The sequence below is a fragment of the Pseudomonadota bacterium genome, assembly GCA_036339585.1.
Lineage (GTDB): Bacteria > Pseudomonadota > Alphaproteobacteria > UBA8366 > UBA8366 > UBA8366.
On record JAYZAS010000004.1, the window covers coordinates 345,493 to 370,388 of the forward strand.

22 protein-coding genes are annotated in these 24,896 nt (G+C 45.7%); 13 read left to right on the top strand and 9 right to left on the bottom strand.

All coding sequences use genetic code 11. From position 1 onward, the window contains the following. Positions 1-40: 40 nt before the first annotated feature. Positions 41-2,764 (bottom strand): DNA mismatch repair protein MutS, encoded by a 2,724-nt coding sequence (gene mutS, locus VX941_04570; GenBank protein MEE2932680.1) that lies wholly within the window; start codon positions 2,762-2,764, stop codon positions 41-43. 195 nt (positions 2,765-2,959) lie between these two features. Here mutS and VX941_04575 point away from each other — a divergent pair, with 195 nt between their 5' ends. Continuing rightward, complete coding sequence (locus tag VX941_04575; protein ID MEE2932681.1) at positions 2,960-5,221, top strand: NADP-dependent malic enzyme; 2,262 nt, start codon at positions 2,960-2,962, stop codon at positions 5,219-5,221. A gap of 94 nt (positions 5,222-5,315) precedes the next feature. Here VX941_04575 and VX941_04580 read toward each other — a convergent pair whose 3' ends face one another. Together VX941_04580 and VX941_04585 are read right to left on the bottom strand one after the other, a co-directional pair. Next, positions 5,316-6,548, bottom strand: a complete 1,233-nt coding sequence (locus tag VX941_04580) for an MFS transporter (protein ID MEE2932682.1) — start codon at positions 6,546-6,548, stop codon at positions 5,316-5,318. 83 nt (positions 6,549-6,631) lie between these two features. Next, positions 6,632-7,618, bottom strand: a complete 987-nt coding sequence (locus tag VX941_04585; GenBank protein ID MEE2932683.1) for an adenosine kinase — start codon at positions 7,616-7,618, stop codon at positions 6,632-6,634. Between the two features lie 132 nt (positions 7,619-7,750). On the opposite strand from VX941_04585, the gene VX941_04590 reads away from it, so the two are divergent. The 5 genes from VX941_04590 (at position 7,751) to VX941_04610 (ending at position 11,020) form a co-directional block, all read left to right on the top strand. Further along, a complete protein-coding gene (locus VX941_04590) occupies positions 7,751-8,464 on the top strand; it encodes an EI24 domain-containing protein (protein ID MEE2932684.1) in 714 nt (237 codons plus the stop codon). A 108-nt stretch (positions 8,465-8,572) separates the two neighbouring features. Beyond that, complete coding sequence (locus VX941_04595; GenBank protein MEE2932685.1) at positions 8,573-9,022, top strand: polymer-forming cytoskeletal protein; 450 nt, start codon at positions 8,573-8,575, stop codon at positions 9,020-9,022. Positions 9,023-9,032: 10 nt separating this feature from the next. Beyond that, entirely contained in the window at positions 9,033-9,605 is a 573-nt protein-coding gene (locus VX941_04600) for a hypothetical protein (GenBank protein MEE2932686.1), read from the top strand. Positions 9,606-9,622: 17 nt separating this feature from the next. Continuing rightward, a complete protein-coding gene (locus VX941_04605; protein ID MEE2932687.1) occupies positions 9,623-10,117 on the top strand; it encodes a DUF2244 domain-containing protein in 495 nt (164 codons plus the stop codon). Between the two features lie 12 nt (positions 10,118-10,129). Continuing rightward, positions 10,130-11,020 carry an EamA family transporter gene (locus VX941_04610; protein MEE2932688.1) on the top strand — a complete coding sequence of 297 codons (891 nt, stop codon included), beginning with the start codon at positions 10,130-10,132 and terminating at the stop codon, positions 11,018-11,020. 8 nt (positions 11,021-11,028) lie between these two features. Here VX941_04610 and dapB read toward each other — a convergent pair whose 3' ends face one another. The 5 genes from dapB to hrcA all read right to left on the bottom strand — a co-directional run bounded on the left by dapB (position 11,029) and on the right by hrcA (position 17,148). Continuing rightward, positions 11,029-11,832: a 4-hydroxy-tetrahydrodipicolinate reductase gene (gene dapB / locus VX941_04615; protein ID MEE2932689.1), complete on the bottom strand. Its 804-nt coding sequence runs from the start codon at positions 11,830-11,832 to the stop codon at positions 11,029-11,031. Positions 11,833-11,919: 87 nt separating this feature from the next. Then, a complete protein-coding gene (dnaJ, locus tag VX941_04620; GenBank protein ID MEE2932690.1) occupies positions 11,920-13,053 on the bottom strand; it encodes a molecular chaperone DnaJ in 1,134 nt (377 codons plus the stop codon). Between the two features lie 94 nt (positions 13,054-13,147). Next, positions 13,148-15,100, bottom strand: coding sequence for a molecular chaperone DnaK (dnaK, locus tag VX941_04625; protein ID MEE2932691.1), 1,953 nt, complete (start codon positions 15,098-15,100; stop codon positions 13,148-13,150). 349 nt (positions 15,101-15,449) lie between these two features. Then, positions 15,450-16,100, bottom strand: coding sequence for a nucleotide exchange factor GrpE (gene grpE, locus VX941_04630; GenBank protein ID MEE2932692.1), 651 nt, complete (start codon positions 16,098-16,100; stop codon positions 15,450-15,452). 13 nt (positions 16,101-16,113) lie between these two features. Then, the gene (gene hrcA / locus VX941_04635) at positions 16,114-17,148 is read right to left on the bottom strand and encodes a heat-inducible transcriptional repressor HrcA (GenBank protein MEE2932693.1); all 1,035 of its coding nucleotides are present in this window, start codon (positions 17,146-17,148) and stop codon (positions 16,114-16,116) included. A 129-nt stretch (positions 17,149-17,277) separates the two neighbouring features. Between hrcA and rph the strand changes: the two genes are divergently transcribed. From rph to hemW, 3 genes are read left to right on the top strand one after another with little or no spacing between them, the layout of a single operon-like run. Continuing rightward, positions 17,278-17,988: a ribonuclease PH gene (gene rph, locus VX941_04640; protein ID MEE2932694.1), complete on the top strand. Its 711-nt coding sequence runs from the start codon at positions 17,278-17,280 to the stop codon at positions 17,986-17,988. Between the two features lie 8 nt (positions 17,989-17,996). After that, the gene (gene rdgB, locus VX941_04645; protein MEE2932695.1) at positions 17,997-18,593 is read left to right on the top strand and encodes an RdgB/HAM1 family non-canonical purine NTP pyrophosphatase; all 597 of its coding nucleotides are present in this window, start codon (positions 17,997-17,999) and stop codon (positions 18,591-18,593) included. Next, a complete protein-coding gene (hemW, locus tag VX941_04650) occupies positions 18,593-19,765 on the top strand; it encodes a radical SAM family heme chaperone HemW (protein ID MEE2932696.1) in 1,173 nt (390 codons plus the stop codon). The genes rdgB and hemW overlap by 1 nt, the downstream gene beginning before the upstream one ends. Here the strand turns inward: hemW and VX941_04655 are convergent. After that, complete coding sequence (locus VX941_04655) at positions 19,762-21,168, bottom strand: penicillin-binding protein activator (protein MEE2932697.1); 1,407 nt, start codon at positions 21,166-21,168, stop codon at positions 19,762-19,764. The genes hemW and VX941_04655 overlap by 4 nt on opposite strands. 24 nt (positions 21,169-21,192) lie before the next feature. Here VX941_04655 and rsmI point away from each other — a divergent pair, with 24 nt between their 5' ends. From rsmI to gshB, 4 genes are all read left to right on the top strand, one after another. Next, entirely contained in the window at positions 21,193-22,071 is an 879-nt protein-coding gene (gene rsmI, locus VX941_04660) for a 16S rRNA (cytidine(1402)-2'-O)-methyltransferase (GenBank protein MEE2932698.1), read from the top strand. Positions 22,072-22,423: 352 nt separating this feature from the next. Next, positions 22,424-23,002 carry a BON domain-containing protein gene (locus VX941_04665; GenBank protein MEE2932699.1) on the top strand — a complete coding sequence of 193 codons (579 nt, stop codon included), beginning with the start codon at positions 22,424-22,426 and terminating at the stop codon, positions 23,000-23,002. After that, a complete protein-coding gene (locus tag VX941_04670; protein MEE2932700.1) occupies positions 23,003-23,842 on the top strand; it encodes a transglutaminase-like domain-containing protein in 840 nt (279 codons plus the stop codon). It abuts the gene before it with no gap. An 88-nt stretch (positions 23,843-23,930) separates the two neighbouring features. After that, a complete protein-coding gene (gene gshB / locus VX941_04675; protein MEE2932701.1) occupies positions 23,931-24,875 on the top strand; it encodes a glutathione synthase in 945 nt (314 codons plus the stop codon). Positions 24,876-24,896 lie beyond the last annotated feature (21 nt).

Consider the following 24,896-nt stretch of genomic DNA (forward strand, 5'->3'; position numbering starts at 1 on the left):
ACACCATCTTCATTGCAAGAAAAACTACGTCCAAAAACATTTAGTGGAGATCCCTTTTCAATTGATATATTAGTTCCAGCGCCTCACGCGGCGTTATCTGATCCGGATCAATATCACTTAAAGCCGACTCTGTAGGCGATACAATTTTTGAGGGCGGCTTGTTATTAGCTTTATCAAAAAGGGGCAAATTGTCTGCTAATCCCGTTAAAGAACAAGATTGCTCCCCTTGCTCTAAAATCGAAAGGACCTCCTCTGCGCGAGCAATAACCGCGGATGGTAAGCCGGCCAGCTTGGCGACATGAATTCCATATGATCGATCAGCAGCGCCTGCGACAATCTCGTGCAAGAAAACTACATCACCCTGCCACTCTTTTACCCTCATCGTGAAGGGTTTTAATGAGACCAAACGTGTCTCTAGTGAAACCAACTCATGGTAATGGCTCGCGAATAATGCTCTGCAGCAATTTTTGTCGTGCAAATGTTCAATCGCAGCCCATGCGATTGACAAGCCGTCGAAAGTCGCTGTGCCACGGCCAATTTCATCCAATATAACGAAGGAGCGCTCAGTCGCTTGATTTAAAATTGAAGCCGTTTCAACCATTTCGACCATAAAAGTGGAGCGGCCGCGCGCCAAGTCGTCCGCGGCGCCAACTCGGCTGAATAGTCGATCCACAATGCCGATTTGAGCTTCCGATGCGGGAACAAAGCTTCCAATCTGCGCCAAAATTAGAATAAGTGCATTCTGGCGCAGAAAAGTGCTTTTACCTGCCATATTTGGACCTGTAACCAGCCAAATTCGTTGATCTTCACTGAGTTTACAATCGTTCGAGACAAACGGTCGATTTTCCGATAGCCCTAATGCAGTCTCGACAACTGGGTGTCTGCCCCCAATAATCGAAAAAACACTCTCATCGACGACGGTTGGCCTACAGTATTGTTGCTCGTCAGCCAATTCGGCCAAGCCTGAAGCAACATCTACCTCGGCCAACGCAACTGCCTCACGATTGATGGTATCACTTTGTTTGGTAATCTCATTTATTAAATCTTGAAACAGTCTTAACTCCAAATCTAAAGCAAGCTGTCCGCATTCTGACGCCTGTCTTGCAAACCTTGCAAGTTCGGGCGTGGAAAACCGCACAGCATTGGTCATAGTTTGCCTATGAATAAAATGGTCATCAAGTCTGTCCGACTGCCTTACAGAAACTTCAACGAAGTACCCCAGAACATTGTTTTGTTTGATTTTAAGGGTCTCAGCACCAGTTGAAGTTTTGTATTTTGACTCTAGGCTCGCTATAAGTTTCCGACTTTCGCCGCCCGATTGCCTAAGCTCATCTAATTGGCGCGAATAGCCCTCCCTAAGAAAACCGCCATCCCGGGCATTAGCTGGCAACTCATCGTTCAATGCTCGACCTAAAAGTTTTGCCAAAATCTCATGGCAGTCGAGTAGAGTGATCGCGGAATTGATAGCTTGTGGCAGTAGTTCTCCTTTCTTCGCTAGAATTGTCTTAATTTCTTTTGCAACCGCTAGACCATCACGGACCGAAGCCACGTCACGGGGGCCGCAACGATTCAGCGTCAATCTTGATAATGCTCGCTCGAAGTCTGGGCACTCGCGCAAAACCTCCCGTACCCGTGCTCGTGAAGCTGATTCCGCAACGAAGTATTCGATCGAGTCGAGTCGAGCCCTTATTTTTTGCACTTCCGTTGATGGAGAGTTTAGACGGGAAGCTAGAAGTCTAGCGCCTGACGCACTCACAGTCCGATCGATTGTCGCTAAGAGACTGCCCTTTGTCTCACCAGACAACGTTCGTGTTAATTCAAGGTTGCGTCTGGTGGCAGCATCAATCTCTAAAAATGTACTGTCAGAAATCTGCCGAGGTCGATCCAAATGCGGCATATTGCCAACTTGGGTAAGCTCGATGTAGTCGATTAATGCCCCGGCTGCAGAAAACTCGGCGTTGGTGAAAGACCCGGCCCCATCCATCGTTGCTACGCCAAAAAATGCTTCCAACCGTTTGCGGGAATTTGTTGGGTCAAACCGAATATCCGGCAAAGGCACCAATTCCTGTACCCATTCACCACAAACCTGCTGAAATTCTTGACTAAGATGTAATTTTTCCGGCAGTAAAATCTCGCCCGGCTCTATGCGTGCCAATACAGCGGCCACAGACCCTGGTGTATAGGGACACATACATTGAAGGAAAAATTCTCCTGTAGATATGTCTAGCCAGGCAATCGCACAATCTCCGGAAACACCGCTGATAGCGGCGAGAAAGTTATTGCAACGAGAGTGCAACAAGGTCTCCTCAGTCAGAGTACCTGGCGTTACAAGTCGCACTACATCCCGTTTAACAAGACTTCGGGAACCGTCGCGTTTCTTAGCTTCTGCAGGATTTTCTAGCTGCTCACATATTGCTACTCGAAACCCCTTTTTTATCAAACGAGCCAAATATACGTCAGCCGTATGTGCCGGAACCCCACACATGGCCACGTCCGCTCCTTTGTGCTTTCCACGTTTTGTAAGCGTTATATCAAGGGCTTCAGCTGCCATAATGGCGTCATCAAAGAACATCTCATAAAAATCTCCCATACGATAAAACAACAAACAGTCTGGGTACGCTTCTTTTATTTCAAGGTATTGCGCCATCATTGGCGTAGCGCCTATGCGGAACCCGGCGTTAAACTTGACCCCTCGAGATGTTTTTATCAGTTCATCACGGTTCCCTGGCTTAGCCATTGGGTTAGTTGTTTTCTGTGTTGGCATTATTATTTCTTCTTGACGATCACTTTATAACGCGCCTGTTGTCATAATTAGCAATGCTTCAAATATTTTAAACAAAAATAAAATACTTCCCAAGCTGGTCATGTGTCTCACTTCATGTCAAACTAATTAGAAGTTTTTTTGCTTTACCAACGCGGCATAAAGGAAAAATCGTTTCGTTAGGGGGATTTCAGCATAATGTCCAAAACTAAGATTAGTCAGCAAGATGCGCTGGATTTCCATGTTAGTGGTCAACCAGGAAAGATCGCACTACGAGCAACAAAACCGCTCAATACCCAGCGAGATCTATCGCTTGCCTATTCTCCGGGTGTCGCTTATCCCTGCCTCGAAATCGAGAATGCGCCTGACACTGCTTATGACTACACCTCCAAAGGTAACATGGTTGCGGTGATATCTAATGGAACTGCAGTCCTCGGTTTGGGTAACATTGGCGCGTTGGCTTCAAAACCAGTCATGGAAGGCAAAGCAGTCCTTTTCAAAAGATTTGCTGACATAGATAGTTTCGATTTAGAGGTAGAAACTGAGGACGTGGATGAATTCATTTCATGCGTTCGTGCGATTGGCAACGGATTCGGTGGAATTAACCTCGAGGACATCAAAGCTCCAGAATGTTTCATTATTGAACAAAAACTGCGCGAAATATTGGATGTTCCAGTATTTCATGACGACCAACACGGCACTGCAATTATTTCTGCAGCTGGAATGATAAATGCCCTCGAGCTAACAAATCGAAAAATGGCTGACATCAAAATGGTAGTCAACGGTGCTGGCGCGTCAGCAATTGCTTGTATTGAGCTTATCAAATCAATGGGTGTGCCGCATGACCAAATCACACTTTGCGATTCTAAGGGTGTTATATACAGAGGCCGTGAAGAAGGGATGAACCAATGGAAGTCAGCTCACGCAATATCCACCAATGACCGATCATTAAAAGACGCTGTAAAAGGCGCCGACGTCTTATTTGGCTTATCGGTTAAAGGAGCCGTTTCTGGAAGCATGATAAAGTCTATGCGTGCAAACCCTATTATTTTCGCAATGGCCAACCCAGACCCAGAAATAACCCCAGAGGAAGTTGCGGCCATCAGAAGTGACGCGATTGTTGCGACGGGCCGCTCAGATTATCCAAATCAAATTAATAATGTACTCGGCTTTCCATATATTTTCCGCGGCGCGCTAGATGTTCGTGCTTCGACTATTAATGATGAGATGAAATCTGCTGCAGCTTATGCCCTTGCCGAACTCGCGCGAGAGGATGTGCCCGATGAAGTGGATGCTGCATACGGAGGCAAACGCCTTCAATACGGTCCAAATTACATAATCCCAGCACCATTTGACCCACGCTTGATATCTGCGATCCCACCCGCGGTAGCAAAAGCGGCTGTAGCCAGTAATGTTGCGCGCAAACCCGTAAAAGACACGGATGCATATCGGCAACAATTATCCGCTCGCCTTGACCCTGCCGCTGCAAAATTACAATTTATTTTTCAACGTGTACAATCGGAAAATAAGCGTATCGTTTTTGCAGAGGGTGAAGACGAAAGAGTTATCCGCGCGGCGATCGCCTTCCGCAACGCAGGCTACGGCGAACCTATTCTTTTAGGGCGTGCCGAACACGTGGAAAAGACTATGAGTAGTCTCGGTATTGCAGGAACAGCAGACCTTGAAATACACAACGCAGCTCTCAGCTCTGATAAAACCACATATTCGGATTATCTTTATAACCGGCTTCAGAGACGTGGGTTTCTATTTCGCGATTGTCAAAGGTTGGTTAATCAAGACCGTAATATTTTCGGTTCCTGCATGGTTGCATGTGGTGATGCAGACGGCATGGTAACAGGGGTGACTCGGCCTTTCGCGGTAGCCTACTCAGAGGTTACACGTGTGATAGACACAAAAAAAGGGGAGTGTCCCATGGGAATAACTATGGTGATGGCACAAAAACGCACGATACTGATAGCTGACAGCGGCGTACATGAGCTTCCTACAAGTGAGAATTTGGCAGATATTGCCTGTGGAGCAGCAACTTATGCCCGGAAGTTGGGTCAAGAACCGCGCGTAGCAATCCTATCTTTTTCGAACTTCGGTCAACCGAAACGTCGTCAAATGGAACGTGTCAGAAGGGCCGTAACACTATTGGACGATCGCAAAGTCGATTTTGAGTATGACGGCGAAATGACCACCGATACCGCTCTCGACTTTGATTTAATGCAACGCATTTACCCGTTTTGTAGATTAACTGGGCCCGCAAACGTGCTAGTGATGCCGGACTTACATAGTGCCAGTATTTCCTCCAAACTTCTACATGCGCAAGGTGATGGGGGCGTTATTGGCCCTATTCTAGAAGGACTTTCAAAGCCGGTCCAAATTGTCCAGTTGGGTTCACGAGTAAGTGATCTCATTAATGCCGGAGCTATTGCAGCGTACGATGCAATTGCATGAGGTTTTAGCACAAAAACTATCCAAAAAATTTCGACCCTAGATAGCTTCATAAGGCCGATTGTCCGATATTTACCGATGCAATGGTGTAGTGCGGCTATTTCCAACATTTTTTATTTCCATTTTTTGTCTGGGTCAGCTCCGCTAAATAAATACAAAGAAATATTGCCGGCAATCCGAGCGATGCTACATACCCGAAAAAAACCATATACCCTACACCATCGACAACCATCCCTGAAAATCCACCAATAAGCTTTCCTGGAAGTGTCATAAGCGAGCTTAACAGCGCATACTGTGTGGCTGTGTATGGAGATCGGGTTAGGTTCGATAAATATGCAATAAATGCGGACCCAGCAAGACCACCACTCACATTGTCAGCACTAACCACCGCAATGAGGAGGTTTATATCGGGCCCAATAAGCGCCATGAAAGCAAACACAAGATTAGTCAAACATACAAGAACCGCTCCGGCGAGCAGCGGCCCCATAATACCGTAATGAGTGACTAACAAGCCACCCAAGATGGTTCCGGTAATGGTCATAGTAAAGCCAAATATCTTTATAACATTTGCAATCTCAGTTTTCGTAAATCCGAGGTCAACGTAAAAAGGATTGGCCATCACACCCATCGATATGTCACTAATTCTGTAAACAGCAACAAATAGGAGTATGGGGATGGCAAGCCTTCCGAACCTCCCGAAAAAATTGCTGAATGGCCTCAAAAACGAGCCACTTAACCACTCATTAATCTTTACCGCCTTTGGCAGATCATTTTCACTAACAGGCTCTGAGACAATCAGAACAGTAGTGATTCCCACCCCCATCAGCGCTGCCATTATGCAGTAACTCCACGCCCAACCAGCATACTCTGAAATGTAAAGCACACCGGCCCCAGCAACCAACAGGGCTATACGATAACCAAGTTGATACGCTGCGGCCAATGCCCCTTGCATTTCAGCCGGCGCGCTTTCAATCCGGAAGGCATCAATAGAAACGTCCTGTGTGGCTGAAAAAAGTGCAGTGACGAAAGCAAAAATTATCAACAAGTGCGTTGATTTAACTGGATCAACAAAAGCCATTCCTAATAGGCCGAAAGCAATGCCAACCATTGATATTAGCATCCAAGAACGACGACGACCGAAAATAGAATTCAAGCCGAATAGGGAAGCGCAATCAATCACTGGCGCCCAAATCACCTTTATAGAATAGGTAATGCCAATCCAACTTATTAAACCGATTGTTGTTCGACTAAGCCCTAATTCACGAAGCCAAATAGAAAATGTTGAAAACACTAGAAGGAACGGCAAACCCGCAGAGAATCCCAAAAACAAAAGTGCAAGGACTTGCCCCTGACAAAAAACCGCAATGGACGTTTTCCAACTTCGTTTGGGGGGTTTTTCGTCGCTAAGGTGTGTCAGCCTAACCTACCTGCCACTAATGCTGCTAGATCCTTTTCAGGACGTGCTCCATAATGACTTATAACTTCAGCAGCAGTAATTGCCCCGATCCGTGCACACTTTGTAATGTCTTCCTCTTTACAAAGCCCAAATAAAAACCCGGCAGCAAACTGATCTCCAGCTCCTGTAGTATCGATCAAGCTATCAACAGCTTCTGGTTTTACCTCAATTCTTTCGGTCTCGCTCAAAATAACTGCTCCCTTTTCCCCCCGGGTAACACATGCTAACTCACATTTACCACTATTCAACTCGATAGCCTGTTCAAGATTCTCTGCCTGATAAAGGCTTATAAATTCATCTTCGTTGGCAAATAAGATGTCTGTATTGCGCTCGATAAGCTCTATGAAGGAATCTCGGTGGCGCTCAACACAAAAAGTATCTGATAATGTTAAGGCAACTTTACCGCCAGATTTATTGGCCACGCCTGCCGCCCGCACCATTGCTTCTTGTGCTACCGGCTGATCAAAAAGATAGCCTTCCAAGTATATTATCTTACTTTTAGAAATAACGACTTCATTGAGGTCCTCAGGCGCCAACAGAGCTGCAGTACCTAAATAAGTACACATTGTGCGTTGCGCATCTGGTGTAACAAAAACTAAACACATTCCAGTTGGCAGGCCCTGCTCCGAAGGAGCAGCTGCAAATGAGCAACCAAGCATTTTCATGTCAGCCTGAAATGCTTTGCCGGCGCTGTCATTTTTAAGTTTCCCGATAAAAGCGCCTCTACCTCCAAGTGATGCAAAACCAGCCATTGAATTTGCGCATGAACCACCCGAAGCTCTGTGTGGCGTGCTCATGGTGCTGACCAAATTATTCGCCTGACTCTCATCTACCAATTGCATACTTCCCTTGACAAGGCCATGCTCGTGCAAGAAGTGGTCATCTACGTTGCAGAGTACATCGACCAAAGCGTTTCCAACACCTAACAATTCATATTTAGCCATAGTTCCCTCTCAGCCCATTAGAAGACTAACTTGCAGCCTTAACAGAGCATCAGTATACCGACCTTCCGCAAAGCAGCAAGCTGACCTATTGTTTGCCTTGCTTAGAATATTTGTTGTCTGTAGTTATCCAGCATGATTAGGACCCTTTTTGAAGCAACTACTCAACTAACAGATCCACTGCTCAGACGAATTATCTATTTGAGCATTTTAGGGTCCCTAATAATAATGGGATTCTTAGCAATTGGCATTTGGTTACTTCTAAGTCAAATTCCGCTAGAGAGTATCCCATACCTTATTCAAGTCCGTGAATGGATGGGTATTTGGTTCAACTGGCTTTCTAGTTCGTTTTTTGCAGGTTTAGTGGGAGTACTGACATTCCTCCTGTTTCCTGGTGTTGTTTCATTAACCTTAGGGTTTTTTTTCGATGAGATTATTAGTTCGGTGGAAGCAAAATATTATCCGGGATTGCCACCTCGACGACATCAATCATTTGGAGAGGTTACAGTTTCCACACTAAAGTTCGCCTGCATAACTTTGATTGTTAACATCGTAGCACTCCCACTCTATATTCTCTTGATATTTTTCCCACCAATGAATCTGATTCTTTTTTATGTAGTTAATGGGTATTTGACCGGACGCGAATATTTTGAGCTTGTAGGTCTATCGCGCCACCAACCCGTCGAGGTTACCATGCTACGCAAATGCAATCGAAGCCAAGTCCAAGTTGCTGGAATGTTAATCGTCTTCCTTATGACGATACCACTCGTAAATTTGCTGGCACCGGTTATTGCAACTGTCTTTATGGTTCACCTTTACAATTCACCAAAGTTCAATGGCCAGCTATAAATATACCTGCATTGAGGTTTAGTTGACACATTGCTGTCGTGCATTAAATTACTGGAAACTTGTTATACTTAATATTCAATCAAAAACTTATACGATTGGGCGTTATTCATGGCTGCAAATATCAAGTCACCATCAGGATTGCCAGATGGTTTTGCTAAGCGAGTAGTAAGCATACCAGGGCAAATAGCCACCTCGGAAACCGGCAAAAAATTAGTTGTGGGGAAAGATATTTGCCTATCTGGTGAAATAACTGCCTGCGATACGCTCGTTGTTGAAGGGCAGGTAGAAGCATCCTTAAAGGATAGCAGAGTATTTGAAGTTGCAGAATGCGGTGATTTTAAAGGCAAAGTAGAAATTGAGATCGCAGAAATCAGAGGAAAATTTGAGGGTGAATTAGTAGCAAATTCGCGTCTGATTATCCGCCGCTCGGGATTTGCAACTGGCAATATCCGGTATCGTGAATTGGAAATCGAACAAGGCGGTAAAATTTCTGGCTCAGTGGAATTTCTGCCTGAGACCGGGGAAGACTCGCCCAAGGAAAGTACGGAGGATACATAGGCTGTTTCAGGTGAAAATTACGGGCTCATTAGCAACCTATACATTCCTAGCGCTTATTACGGTTTCGTGTGATTTGGCCACTGAAAGAGAGCACGCCAGTGTATTTGGCATAAACTTTTTAGCAGGTGACAGTACCGCTAACAGCCGCGAGATACGCCTTAGCGCCAGTGACATACAAGAATTAAGAAGCATGCTCGGAAAAAAGAAACCCTGGAAAATCGGATTTCCGGCTCTGAAAAACAAACATCCAGACGCTATTCTTAGAATTCTCGGCAGCCCTGATTTTATTAGACGGGACGGGAAGACACAAATCTGGCAATACCGTTCGAGCGGCTGCATCCTAGATATGTTCATCCACGGACCGCAGAAAAACCTCAAGATAATTCACTTGGAAACACGCGGGCGCACCGTCGGCACATTCCCAAGCGACAGTTGTGTCACCAACCTCATCATCAGCAAAGTAAAACAAAAGTATGCCCTCGTTGTACCAACGAAAAAAGTTGGCTCAATTGATAAAGTTCCCAAGGATTGTTTCGGTGGACTTGCGTCAAAAAGTCCACCCGTCTTGATTAAAACAATCTAAAATTTTAAAAACTTGGGATGCTCCCTTCTGTATCTAATCTAAAGCCCACGAAAGGCATTTTTTTTTCGGCCTCCCTCACGCCTAATCGCAGTTTGAGCCGTTTTGGTTTTTGGGTCCTTTTTGTGGTTGTCTCCTTGTCAGCGTTAGTGGTGGGAATAAGCTTTATGCAGATGGGTGCATGGCCTGTTCTCGGGTTTTGCGGCCTTGAGATTTTGATTCTCTACATAGCTTTTCATTTCAATTATATTAGCGGCCAAAAAAGCGAGGAAGTAGAACTCACCGAAAATATCTTAGAGATAAGGAAAATTTCTCCTTTAGGCCACGTCTTACATTGGCGTTTCGAACCCACATGGCTGCGGGTTAAAATTGATGAGCCCCTGCAGCATGACAGTAAGCTTCATTTGGCAAGTCAAGGACGATCCATCGAGATAGGTGCCTTTTTGACCCCAGAGGAGCGATTACAGCTAGCTCGCGCTCTACGTTGTGCTTTAGATCGTTGGCACAGACGATAAAGCTTCCAATCGATGACGTTCAGTCTCAAAAAATCTACCCTTAGTGCGCTTTTAGCTTTGGTATTATTCTGGAGCTTAGCTTTTGTTATGCTAAAAATATCAGTCATAACCGTCCCACCAGCTAGTGCCGCTTTCATTAGGATCGTAATTGCCGCTACGCTTTTGTGGGCGATAATGCGGCTAAGGGGAGAACGCTTGCCAGAAATATCGGAACATTGGCAATATTTGTCAGTATTAGGCATAATAGCTAACGTTTTACCATTTACTCTTGTACTTTACGGTATTAGACATATCGAATCTGGGGTCGGCGCGATTCTCATGGGCATAATGCCGGTTATAACGGTCGTATTAGCGCACTTTTTCTCTGATCAAACAGAGCAGTTGACACTCCGCAAAAGCATTGGAGTGGGCATAGGTTTCACTGCCATTTTGCTATTACTTGGCCCGTCTACGCTAACGAGATTAGGTGAAAAAACCATTGCGGAACTGGCCGTTGTCTGTGGTGCAATCTGCTTTGCGTTCGCAGCAATTATTACTCGAAGAGCTCCAGAATTGCCTATTCCGTCTTTAAGCACAGGAATCATGATCGCATCAGCAATTTTTTCATTGCCTGTTGCATTAATTCTCGACTGGCCCTTAAACTTTACACCGGATATTCCGGCCCTTTTAGCATTGGTCTGGCTTGGCATATTTCCAACTGGCCTCGCAACGTTGCTTTATTTTTATGTCGTCCTGAAATCAGGAACGGGCTTGCTTGCAATGAGCAATTATCTAGTTCCAATAGCTGGAGTTTTTTGGGGTGCACTTTTTTTGGGCGAAAAGCCCTCCTGGCAGAGTTTTATAGCATTATCTATGGTGTTGCTTGGAACTTGGCTTGTTGGGCCGTCGAAATCGAGGCGCTGACTGAGTTTTTAATCTTCAAAGCCTAGAACGGCCTTCATAGAGTACAACCCGGGTGGTTTCCCTCGGCTCCAAAGAGCAGCGCGCACTGCCCCAGCAGCGAATATTACTCTAGATGCCGCTTTGTGCGTAAGCTCTATGCGCTCACCAGCTCCAGAGAAAACTACAGTATGGTCGCCGACTACATCACCTCCACGTAGGGAGGCAAAGCCAATTTCGCCTGAAGTACGCGGACCAGTGTGCCCATCTCTTATCGTCTTTTTTACATCACTCAGACGAACAGAACGGCCAGCAGCAGCAGCCTCACCAAGCCCTAATGCAGTTCCTGATGGTGCGTCGACCTTATGCCGATGGTGCATTTCTACAATCTCAATATCAAATTCATCATCCAACATACCGGCGACACGCTCAGTGAGAGCGAGTAATAAAGTTACACCCACACTCATATTTGGAGCACGGACTATCACGGTCTTGGCTGATGCCTCCAATAGTGCGACCTCATCGCCATCACTGAGACCTGTTGTTCCCGCAATTAATGCGGTACCCGCTCTCATACACAAATTCGCGTGGGACACAGTCACGGCCGGTGAAGTGAAGTCGATGACTGCATCGGCATCCGCCACAAGCTTTTCGGAATCTGCTGTCAAAGGTACGCCGATATTACCGATACCCGACACCTCGCCAGCATCATGTCCTAGTGCCGAGTGACCAGAAACCTCTGTAGCCCCACTGACTGAGCACCCTTGCCACTCAGATACTTGCCGCACACACATCTGACCCATGCGGCCGGCGGCTCCTACAATGCCTATTTTCATGTCATCAACCATTTTTGACCTCACATTTTTTCGGTAATGATGCCGTGGGTGAAGTTCTTACAACGGTATTTGAAAAATAAACATTATTTAATCGGTTAGGTCGTCCCAAATTTCTTTTACTTTACTAAGAAAACCCTCTGACATGGGGCTTTGCGTAGCTTTTTCTCCCGACCCCTCAAACTCTTCTAACAATTCTTTTTGTCTCTTTGTGAGATTGACAGGTGTCTCAACTGTTATCTCGACGTACATATCCCCACGCCCTTTTCCATTTAGAATGGTCATGCCCTTGCCTTTGAGCCGAAATTGTTGTCCGGTCTGAGTACCGTCGGGTATATTCATCTTAGCCTTATTACCATTAATCGTTGGAACCTCTATAGATCCACCGATAGCCCCAGTAGTCATTGGAATTGGGATACGGCAAAATACATCTGCACCCTCCCGCTCAAAAATACGGTGGCTGTCCACACTCAGAAATACATACAAATCTCCTGCTGGTGAACCCTGAAGCCCCGCCTCGCCTTCGCCAGATAGGCGTATACGAGTCCCATCTTCGACCCCGGGCGGTATATTAACGGATAGCTTTTTATCCTTATGAACCCTGCCTGAACCTCCGCAGTTGCCACAAGGTTTTTCTATAACTTGGCCTCGTCCTTGGCATTGTGGGCACGTGCGTTCAACAGTAAAAAAGCCTTGCTGGCTCCTGACTTTTCCGACGCCACCGCAAGTATTACAAACTATTGGTTGGGAGCCTTCAGCTGCCCCCGAGCCTCCGCACAGCTCGCAATGGACGGTCGTCGGAACACCAATTTCAACTTGGCGACCGTTAAAAGCATCTTCTAAAGATATTGAGAGGTTGTATCTTAAATCGGCTCCACGCGCTCCAGATCCTTGCCGGCCGCCCCGGCGACCACCGCCCATAAAATCTCCGAACATCTCATCGAAAATATCGGAGAACCCGCCGGAAAACTCGGGTCCGCTGCCTCCGGGACCGCGGCCATCAAATGCCGCATGACCGAACCTATCATACGCTGCCCGCTTATCGCCATCTTTGAGGACTTCGTACGCTTCGTTTATTTCCTTAAATTTTGTTTCGGCCTCTCTATCTCCAGGATTTCGATCAGGGTGATATTGCATTGCGAGTTTCCGATAGGCCCTTTTGAGACCATCTGGGTCACAATCACGTTGTACGCCAAGCAATTCGTAATAGTCACTCTTATCCATCGCGCTCAACCACCGATAGACCGAGGGGAAAAACCAGAAAAGGATGCTTGCTTAAGCAACATACCATCTTGTCCAAGGGCTCTGGAGATAACCATCAGGACCCAGTCTTTTTCTCTTTTCCTTCTACTTTCTCATCGACCTCCTCGAAATCAACATCAACTACATCATCAGCCTTGGGACCTTCACCGCCGGCGCCTTCCGAACCCTCGCCAGAACTATTAGAAGATGCTGCCGCTTCTTCTTGGCTTGCCTTATACATCGCCTCGCCGAGCTTCATCGAAGATTGAGTTAAAGCCTCAACCCCTTTTGTTATGGCATCTACGTCGTCGGCTTCAAGCGCCTCCTTGAGAACAGATACATCCTGCTCAATGGTTTCTTTTTCAGACTTACCTATCTGCTCACCGAATTCCTCCAAGCTTTTTTCCGTCGAGTAAACGAGACTGTCGGCATTATTTTTCGCTTCGGTGAGTTCCCGTCGTTTTTTGTCCTCGCCTGCGTGTTCCTCTGCCTCGCTTACCATTTTCTCTATGTCGTCATCTGAAAGGCCGCCAGAAGCTTGGATGCGAATCTGCTGCTCCTTTCCGGTAGCCTTGTCTTTTGCCGACACGTTGACAATGCCGTTCGCATCAATGTCAAACGTCACCTCAATTTGTGGCATTCCGCGCGGAGCGGATGGAATGCCCACCAGATCGAACTGGCCAAGAACCTTGTTATCAGAAGCCATTTCGCGTTCTCCTTGGAAAACACGAATCGTAACCGCAGTTTGATTGTCTTCAGCTGTCGAAAATACTTGGCTTTTTTTGGTTGGTATTGTGGTATTTCGATCTATTAAACGGGTGAAAACACCACCCAAAGTTTCTATCCCAAGGGATAACGGTGTTACATCCAATAGTAGAACATCTTTTACATCGCCCTGCAAAACACCCGCTTGGATTGCTGCGCCAATAGCAACAACCTCATCTGGATTTACACCGTGGCTTGGATCCTTGCCAAAAAACTTCTTAACTGTCTCACCCACTTTCGGCATACGTGTCATTCCCCCTACAAGAATGACTTCATCTACCTCGCTGGGTTTCAACCCAGCATCCTTTAATGCCTGCTCACACGGTTTGATTGTACGTTGGATTAAATCATCGACAAGAGCCTCAAGTTTAGCTCTGCTGAGCTTTATGTTGAGATGTTTTGGACCGGATTGGTCTGCAGTGATGAACGGAAGGTTCACATCCGTTTCAACTGCACTTGAAAGCTCAACCTTAGATTTTTCCCCCGCTTCCTTGAGCCGTTGCAAGGCTAATTTGTCGTCCCGCAAATCAATGCCATGTTCTTTTTTGAACTCATCGGCAAGATAATCAACAACACGCTGATCGAAATCCTCCCCACCTAAAAAAGTATCACCGTTGGTAGATTTAACCTCAAAAACACCATCACCAATCTCAAGAACAGAAACATCAAAGGTACCGCCACCTAGGTCATACACTGCTATGGTGCCAGCACCCTTTTTATCTAAACCGTATGCCAGTGATGCCGCTGTAGGTTCATTTATAATACGTAAGACTTCTAAACCGGCGATCTTGCCCGCATCCTTTGTTGCCTGACGTTGAGAATCATTAAAATAAGCCGGTACAGTGATTACCGCCTGCTCGACCTTCTCGCCTAAGTAAGCCTCAGCTGTATCTTTCATTTTCTGAAGAACAAAAGCGCTTATTTGGCTCGGTGCATATTTTTCTCCACTACATTCTACCCAAGCATCACCATTCTCACCATCAACGATACTAAATGGCGCCAAATCTCTATCTTTTTTTACCTCAGCATCCGTAAATCGCCTTCCAATGAGTCTCTTGATAGAAAAAAAGGTGTTCTCAGGGTTTGATACGGCTTGTCTTTTTGCCGCTTGTCCCACGAGCCGCTCCCCAGAGTCAGTAAATGCTACCATCGATGGCGTCGTGCGGAACCCCTCAGCATTTTCAATGACTTTTGCTTGTTTTCCTTCCATCACTGCCACACACGAATTCGTGGTGCCCAAATCAATGCCAATAACTTTACCCATTCGACCCTCGTTTATTTACGATAACAGCGTTATCTAGTGCATATTCGCAATACTACGCTAATGTTTACCTAATCCCATTTAGACCTAATCAGTCCCAAAAGTTGGTTGCTTAGTGAATTAATTGCGTCTGGGCCACATATAGGTATGTGTCTGGTCTACTGCAACCTTCCACCATAAAGAAAATCATGTTCTTGCCATTATAAATTAGAAACACACCAAGCAGGGGCAACCAACGAGACTTTTGCCTCTAACACCACTCGGGCAGAAACAGGTGTTTTTAAATCAGATTGTGTGACTTATTCTTTTACCTCAGATAGTTTTGCTAAATATATATACCACCAGTAATCGGTTATGCACTGGTATCAACTCGATCAGCCTTATCGGATGGATCCTCAGAGGTCTCTTTTGAGACAGCAACCATTGCCGGACGTAGCAGCCGGTCGTGCATGACATATCCAGGTTGAAGTAATTCAACGATGGTGCCTGTTGGCTGACCTGTGTCCTCGACTTCATACATTGCCTGATGAAAATCATGATTAAATTTCTCACCCATTGGCTGTAACTTTGTTACTCCATGTTTCTCGAAGACATCTAACATTTCTTTTTCAACCATTTGCACTCCGACCACGAGGTTCTTAACTGTCTCATCTAATTCTTTGACATCCTCACCGACTGCTTCCAGGGCCCGATGCAAATTGTCAGAAACATTCAGCAAGTCCTTAACCAAATTACTAGAGCCATATTTCCTTGCGTCCATCACTTCGCGCTCTGAACGACGCCGGGTATTTTCAGCATCAGCGAGTGCACGTAAGCTGCGATCTTTAAGATCAGCTAATTCTCCCTCTAATTCGGAGATGCGCCCCTCCAAACCTTGATCTTCAGATTTAATAAGCTTCTCTTCCACAGCATCGAGGTTTGCCGAATTATTGTCGGCCTGATCACTCTCCTCTTCAGAGATGGAATTTTCTTTACTTTCTGAAGGTTCCCTTGTTTTTGCCATAACTTCTCCTATGCTATCCGATCAACCGACTCACAATTTTGGCGGTGTAGTCTACCATCGGTATGATTCTCGCGTAATTTATCCGTGTTGGGCCCACAACTCCGATTGCACCAATTATTGCCTCGTTCCGGTTTTTGTATGGAGCGATTACCATGGAACAACCAGCCAGTGAAAACAACTCGTTTTCTGCACCTATGAAAATTTGCACCCCTTCTGCATCGTCAGCAGCCTCTATGAGACGGAGTAGTGCCTCTTTAGTCTCCAGAGCCTCAAATAATGCACGTATTTTTTCTAATTCATCGAGTGCCGTTACATCTTTAAGGAGTTTTGCTTGCCCTCGAACAATTAATACTCCATCCTCACTATCACCGGACCATGTTGCCAAACCCGCCTCAACAACTTTTTGTGACAGCGTATCAATCTCGGCACGCTGAGTTTTGATTTCCAATGCCACATCGTTAGCTGCTTGCGAGAGGTTACGCCCAATAAATTTCGCGGAAAGATAATTAGATGCTTCTATCAAGCTAGACGCAGGCAACCCAAGCGGCAAATCAATAATACGATTCTCTACGGTGCCGTTGTCAAATACCATTACTACCAATGCATGGCCCGGGCCTAGCCTTACAAATTCCACATGTCTTAGGTTTTCCTCTGATTTCGGCGCCAAAACTAATCCGGCACAATTTGAAAGTCCGCCAAGAAATGAAGATGCCTCCTCAAGTACTTGGTTAACACTTCGTCCAGCTCCGACACATTTGGCCTCTATATCGTTGCGATCTTCAGAGCTAAGGTTACCGACCTCAAGCAGCCCGTCAACGAAGAGCCTTAATCCCTGCTCTGTCGGCAGCCTTCCAGCAGATGTATGAGGTGAATAAAGGAGACCCAAGTCCTCTAACTCTGCCATCACGTTGCGTATTGACGCTGCCGACAGCGACAATTCTGATAACCTCGAAATTGTACGCGATCCAATCGGCGACCCTGTTTCTACATACGCTTCGACCACATGCTGTAAAACAGTCCGTGCACGCTCATTTAAGTCTTCAATCATACTATTGGTATCTAATTACGTGCCATAGAGGCGTCAATCTGGGTGTATTTTTTTGAATAATCCGAACAAGCAGCTTTACGGTAGGCCTTTTATCAGGATAGCTTCCCACAAACAACTCATGGAGAATACATGCGCCCGTCTAAACGATTATTCAACCAAATGCGACCAGTTAATATTGAGACCGGTGTTTCAAAATATGCTGAGGGTTCTTGCATTATTAAATTTGGCGAAACACACGTTTTATGCACTGCCAGCGTCGAAGAGAAAGTTCCGCCATTTCTTCAGAATTCAGGCCGTGGTTGGATAACTGCTGAATATAATATGTTACCGCGAGCAACCAATTCTCGTTCTAACAGGCGACGTACAGCCCAATCAGGCCGAACTCAGGAAATCCAACGCTTAATAGGCCGGAGCTTACGGGCCATCACAAATCTTGAGGGATTTGGCGAGTTGCAAATTATTGTCGATTGCGATGTCTTACAGGCCGACGGAGGCACCCGCACAGCGTCGATTACCGGCGGGTACGTAGCATTGCAGCTCGCTTTCCAGCATCTAAAATCCATCGGTCTGGTGAATGAGGTGCCGACAAATAGCCCGGTTGCCGCTGTCTCCTGCGGGATCTGGAGAGGCGAATCGATATTAGATCTCGATTACTCGGAAGACTCCACAGCTGATGCTGATGCTAATTTTGTTCTCACTGAAAATGGCAAAATCATTGAAATACAGGGAACAGCGGAAAAAGATCCGTTCGACAGAGAAAAATTTAACGAGATGCTTGCACTTGCCATGAAGGGAATCGGCGAGCTTTGTGAAATACAAAAGCAAGCCTTGCAGGCCTAGGAAATAAAATGCAGTTAAGTCAATCTGGTGAAAAGATCGTTATAGCTAGTCATAATGAAGGTAAAGTCGAAGAAATACGGGTGCTATTGAGCTTTACGGATTTGGAAGTTCTCTCCGCGAAGGAGCTAAACCTTCCAGAACCGGTGGAGGACGGGAAAACATTCATGGCGAATGCCGAAATCAAGGCTAAAACATGCGCTGAAAAAAGCGGGCTGCTGTCGTTGGCAGACGACTCTGGGTTAGTCGTGCCTGCTTTGGGTGGAGCTCCAGGAATCTATTCAGCACGTTGGGCCGGGCCACAAAAAGACTTTTACTCAGCAATGAAACTGGTGGAAGACAAATTGCAACCCGGGGACAATCGTCATGCATACTTCGTCTGTGCCCTATCACTCGCCCGACCAGACGGTACTTGTTACACATATGAAGGTGAGGTGCATGGACAACTTGTTTGGCCTCCTAGGGGTGACCTTGGATTCGGTTATGATCCAATCTTTGAACCAGAAGGTTATAACCAAACATTCAGCGAGATTAACCCTGAATTGAAACACAAAATCAGTCACCGCGCTGCTGCCTTCCGGCTTTTGACTGTTTCCCATTTTGGTTGATGACTAGTAGGTCAAAACCAACCCTCTCTCTATATATTCACTGGCCATTTTGCGAGAAAAAATGCCCATATTGCGATTTTAATAGCCATGTTCGACCAGAAATAAACCAACAGAGGTGGAAGAGAGCTCTGATAAGCGAAATTGCTACGGAGTTCTACCTTTATCCAGACCGCAGGATCTCTAGCCTCTTTTTCGGCGGCGGTACACCATCGCTTATGGAGCCCGACACAATTGCGGCACTTCTGCAAGCAGTAGACCAATATTGGGGCTTGGAAGATAATGTGGAAATAACGCTCGAAGCAAATCCCAGCTCAGTTGAAAAAACTCGATTTAAGAATTTCCGGTCGGCTGGTGTAAATCGGCTCTCAATAGGCGCTCAATCATTTGATGACAATGCTTTGAAATTCCTAGGCCGGACGCACAACGCGCGTGAAGTTGTAGAGGCACTAGATCTAGCACGTACCACATTCCCTCGGTATTCTTTTGACCTTATATATGGTCGACCAAGACAAAGTATGAATTCTTGGAAAGAAGAACTTACATTTGCGTTAGAGTTTACCAATAGTCATTTGTCGCTATACCAACTTACCATAGAACGCGGGACTCCATTTTTTTCTAGTTACAGAAACAAACAGTTCAGAATGCCAAATGAGGATACTGCTGCCGATCAATATGAGTACACGCGGGATGTTCTATCCTGTGCTGGGTTGTTCCCTTATGAGGTATCAAACCACGCAATTCCCGGCGAAGAATGCCAACACAATCTTACATATTGGCGTTATGGAGATTATGCAGGCATTGGGCCCGGCGCTCACGGGAGGATAAGTGACGGTAAAGATAAATTAGCATATCACCGGATCTCAAATCCGGAGAAATGGCTTCTACAAACCGAAAGAACGGGCACTGGGCTGCAAAAAAAAACCAAGCTCGCGCCCAGAGAGGTTCTACAGGAAATGGTATTTATGGGACTGAGATTAAGTGAAGGCCTCGATTTGGAAGACGTAAAAAAACAAACAGGCAATTCCATTCAAAATTGGGTCCACCCAGATATCCTGACGGTACTGATTGACGAGGGCCTTCTTGTTACCACAGAGAACAAACTCCAAGCCACGCAGAAAGGGTTCCTTCGTTTAGACTCCATAACCTCGAAATTGCTTGCGAAATTAACTTAGCGACCAAATTCTTGGAATGTACGCGGCGAACGTTTCAATCTGCGAAATCCGCTCTCGCGAACCTCAAGAATCGAGAATGCGCGCTCAGCAATCCCATCCTCACCTAATCGGAAAAGTCCATCAACCCCATCAAACCCGTTTGGATTCGTAAGGGCACGCCGGGAAAAATCAGGACCGCGGGGCGAACGCGCCAAAACAGCAGCTAACGCAGTAGCATCATACGCAAGAGAAACTAGCCGTGGCGGCGGCTTCCCAAAAATGCGCGAGAAACGCTCTACAAAGGAACGTCGCTCTTGCATTGAGGGCGCCACGAACCAAGCTCGATGGAGAGCAGGCTCGCGCTCAATATTGGGAATTTGGTCCCAGTTTCTGAGCCCTAGGTATCTCACTGCCGGCTGATCTACATCAAAAAAGGCCAATTGAGCCGCAAGAACGCTCATTGAAGGACCTGTATCTGGCAAAAGGATTGCGTCAAAGTTTACCTCTCCGATAGTGTCGAGGTTCTCCAGACGCTTTAATGCTTGCTTTGAAACTTCATCATCTTTGCCCTCAAGCATAGACCGTTGCTTAAGAAGCGCCTTCCGCCTGGAATCGTAATCGGAAATTGATCTGATCTCATTGCTAAAATCGTTCGCTCCAGGCTTGTAAAAAGCAGATTGGACTATTTCAAGTCCCTGAACAGATGTGATATTTTGAAGAGTACGGAATACAGTTTTTCCATATAAGTTATCAGGTGCCATAAGGGCAAGCCGCCTCAGCCCTCGCCTTGCCGCGTATTCCACTATAGTGTTCACTTGTTGGCGTGGCACAAAACCCATAATAAAAACGTTTTGACCTGCCACAGCGCGTGAATTTGAGAAGGCAACTATATTAATTCCAGAACCACCAACGACTGACGAGACCGCTTGCACCGATTGCGCAAGCAATGGTCCCAGAATCAAACCTGCGCCATTTCGTAAGGCTTGCTCCGCGGCCAAGCGAGCGCCCTCGGGTGTGCCTTTTGTATCTAAAGAAAAAACGGTGAATTGCTCGGTAGCCATTTCAAACATTGCCAGCTGAGAAGCCTCAAGCATTGCATTACCCAGTGCAGCTTGTGCACCAGAAAGGGGCAACAACAATGCCACTCTTATGTCACTGGGAGGCGAGGGGAGAGGACTGAGTAAAATTGTTTGAATGCCAATTTTACTACCAAAATTAGTTTCATTAGGAATCTCTTCTTTTGGTGGCACATGAGGTAAAAGTGGCGGAAACATTGGTGCTTCAGAACTGTGCGCGGTATCAATCGCTGAAATAACAAAAAATGAAAGAATCGGAACTAATAGAATCTGAAAAACCGCCGATTTACATTTCGACCAACGTCTATGATGATAAAAACCGTGGCTTTGTAATTTTGATAAGATCATTGTTTTTTGCTAGGACATCCAAGTATGAATTTAAATTACGATCTCAAGATTGGAGGTGGCGAAGCCCAACCCCTTGGTGGTTTGTATATAGTACCAACCCCGATTGGCAATTTACGCGATATTACACTTCGAGCAATCGATATTCTTGCCTCGGCTAACATTGTTGCTTGCGAAGACACGAGGATAACGAGGCGTTTGCTTAATGCCTATAATTTACGCCCACGTGTGATTGCTTATCATGAACACAATGCACAAAGACAGCGCCCCCGTATTCTTGACATTTTGGCAACTGGTAAAATTGTTTGTTTAGTCTGCGACTCAGGAACGCCGCTTATTTCAGACCCAGGTTACAAACTTGTTCAAGCAGCAACCCAAGCCGGTTACTATGTGACGGCACTACCCGGCGCAAGTGCAGTTCTCACAGGCATCTTAGCATCTGGCTTGCCGACTAATAGGTTTTTGTTTGCTGGTTTTCCACCACCACGAGCACATGCACGGAGAAGGTTTTTAACTGAATTCGTTTCCTGTCCTGCGAGCCTAATTTTTTTCGAGTCACCTAAGCGGCTAACTGCCTCGATTCAAGACATGTGGAATGTGTTTGGCGAGCGGCCAGCAGCGGTGGCGCGTGAGCTCACAAAACGGTTTGAAGAAATTGAGCGAAGTACCTTATCCAGCTTGGCTAAGAATTTAAGGGGCAAGTCAGCATTAAGAGGGGAGATAGTAGTAATTATCGGCCCTCCCTTACCAAAAATTGTGACAGATATTCAGGTTGATAGAGCGCTTAACGCGAAACTTAAAAAGACCGGAGTGAAAGAGGCTTCTTCAGCAGTGTCAAAAGCGCTAGGCTTGCCCCGCCGCTCGGTATATCGCAGAGCTTTGGAATTAAAGAACGAAGAGATATAGGTAATATAATTCGTCAACTTCAAGCAAATATCATATTATTTTGTCGAGCTTTAAATTACATAAGAAATTTTCGACATACGTAGGTTGTGTTTTTTGGCGGTAATAATTCTTACCCGGCTACTTTGCCCGAGATATACCCGGCTACTTTGCCCGAGATATAACTGTCATACATTAGGCGTTTACCCTCGCTTTTCCCCTTAGTGCTAATGCCTGGCTCTTTCGCCGAAAATATTTTATCTGATAAACTCGCCGGTTTTGGTTTTGCCGATCGTTATAGGAAAATGTTAGCGTGTTCAATCTTTTAAAGAACTATTACACCTTGTTCCAGTCCAAGTTTTACACGGTAACTATAATGGCAACTCTATTTCCATTGACTACAACTTGCAGCCCAACCAGCATGCTAATTGGCGCTGGCGCTGAGGTAGGTTCAGCAACGATGGAGGAACGAAGTTATGGTACTATTTTAGACGATGCTTCGATTGAAACACAAATTAAAGGGAATTTGTTTAACTTTTCAACCAACCTTTTCGTTGATGTAAACGTAACGGTTAAGGAGAGATCAGTATTTTTAACAGGATCGGTTCCTACACCCGAATTAAGAATACAAGCCGTCAGAATTGCATGGCAGTCCGACGGGATTCGCGAAATAAAAAATGAAATTCAAATTTATGATCGTAGCTCTCTTTTAGATGTGGCAAGGGACAAATGGATTTCAGCAAAATTGCGTTTTAAGCTGACACTCGACAGGAAAATCCGTTCAATTAACTACAGCATAGATACAGTTAATAGGCATCTATATCTTATGGGGGTCGCAACTTCCGCGAGTGAATTGAAAAGAGTGTTCGCGTACGCACGCTCAATTAGACATGTTCGGAAAATTGTCAGTTACGTTCGTGTAAAAAACAAGAATAATGATAGAGGGTCACCTTAAATGAGCATCTCACACGAAAAACATGCTAGAAAAATGCTCCGCAAAATTGGAGATAGTGCCGACGATAGTTTTGATCTTCTGGCTGGTGCCTTTTATTTCGCTGCGCTAAACAGACCCAGAATTTCAGCAAATAAATATATAGAGCACATGTCGCAAATGGCATGTGCTGCTGCTATTCCAAGCATGTGGCCATCAATAAGTGCGAAGGGTGCAGCCAAGCACCTAAAAAACATAATAGCCTTAAAATATTGCTACACGGGTGACGTGGAAACCTACGATGATTTGCAGAATGCCGATCTCTTTCGAGTGATAGATCGACGCCGCGGCCTGCCTGTCGCGCTTGGCATTATCTATATCGACATAGGGCGACGGTTAGGATTGAAAATGAGAGGGCTGTCTTTTCCTGGCCATTTTTTAGTGCAACTAGAAATAGGAGGTCAGCGCGTTATCATGGATCCCTTCACCGAAGGTCGTATCCTTGACCCAAGCGATCTGCGAGGAATGGTCAAAACAATATCTGGAGTAGATCGTGAATTACAGCCGCGTGACTACGCCCCAGTAAGTGACAGGGTGATCCTTCTTCGTTTGCAAAATAACGTGAAATTCCGACACATGCAGTTGCGTAATGAAGTTGCCGCACTGAAAACTGTGGAAGAGATGCTTTTAATCGCTCCCAAAATGCCTGATCTTTGGTGGGATGCAGCAATGTTAAACGCCGAGATGGAAAACCTAAGCGCCGCATACAGCGCTTTAGAAAATTTTATCCGGCTAGATTCGAGTAAAATCAAACGGTCTCGGGCTATAAATTTGATGGAGTACATCAAGAAACGGATGAACTGATATTTTAATAAGGCCTAACTAATCAGGGAAAATTACTAGGCATCTGGTAAATGTACGTAATTTGGATTTTAAAAGGGGAGATAATTTAGTGAGCTTAGTCTGTGCAATTCAAATGGACCCCTTAGAGAATATTGACATAGATACTGACAGCACTTTCATGCTGGCTTTAGAGGCACAGGTCAGGGGTCACACTTTATACCATTACCTTCCTGAAGACTTGTCGTTGCACGAGGGTAATCCCTACGCCATAGGTTGTAACATGAAAGTGATGCGCCGGAAGGGTGATCACTTTAAGGTGGGGCCAAAAAAAAGAATCGACCTAGCTGAGGTGGATGTAATCCTTATGCGTCAGGACCCCCCTTTTGATATGTCCTACATCACGGCTACTCATTTTCTCGAACACATTCATCCAAAAACCTTGGTTGTCAATAATCCAGCAGAAGTACGTAATGCACCAGAGAAGCTTTTTGTTACACTTTTTCGTAGTCTGACGCCACCAACCTTGATAACACGAAATCTTGATGAAATCATGGCATTCCGCGCCGAACATTCTGATATAATTTTAAAACCGATTTACGGATGCGGTGGGGCTGGCGTTTTTCATATCAAACCGGATGACGAAAACCTCCAATCTCTAGTTGAAATGTTTACAGAAGCCAAAGCTGAGCCCATCATCGTTCAGCAGTATTTACCTGAAGTCCGAAACGGGGACAAACGCATTATATTAGTAAACGGCCATCCTATGGGAGCTGTGAATAGAGTACCACTCAAAGGGGATGCGCGTGCAAACTTCCATGCAGGCGGTTCTGGCATAAAGACGCACCTTACAGAAAGAGAAATCGCCATATGTGCGGAAATCGGCCCCGTTTTAAGGCAAAAGGGGCTTATGTTCGTTGGCATAGATGTGATTGGCGATTATCTGACGGAGATAAACGTAACCTCCCCAACTGGCATCCAAGAAATCAACGCCCTTGACGGTATCCATTTGGAATCCCGAATTTGGGACGCGATAGAATCTCAGCTAGGCAAATGAGGGTCGAGAAGCCGCATTAAC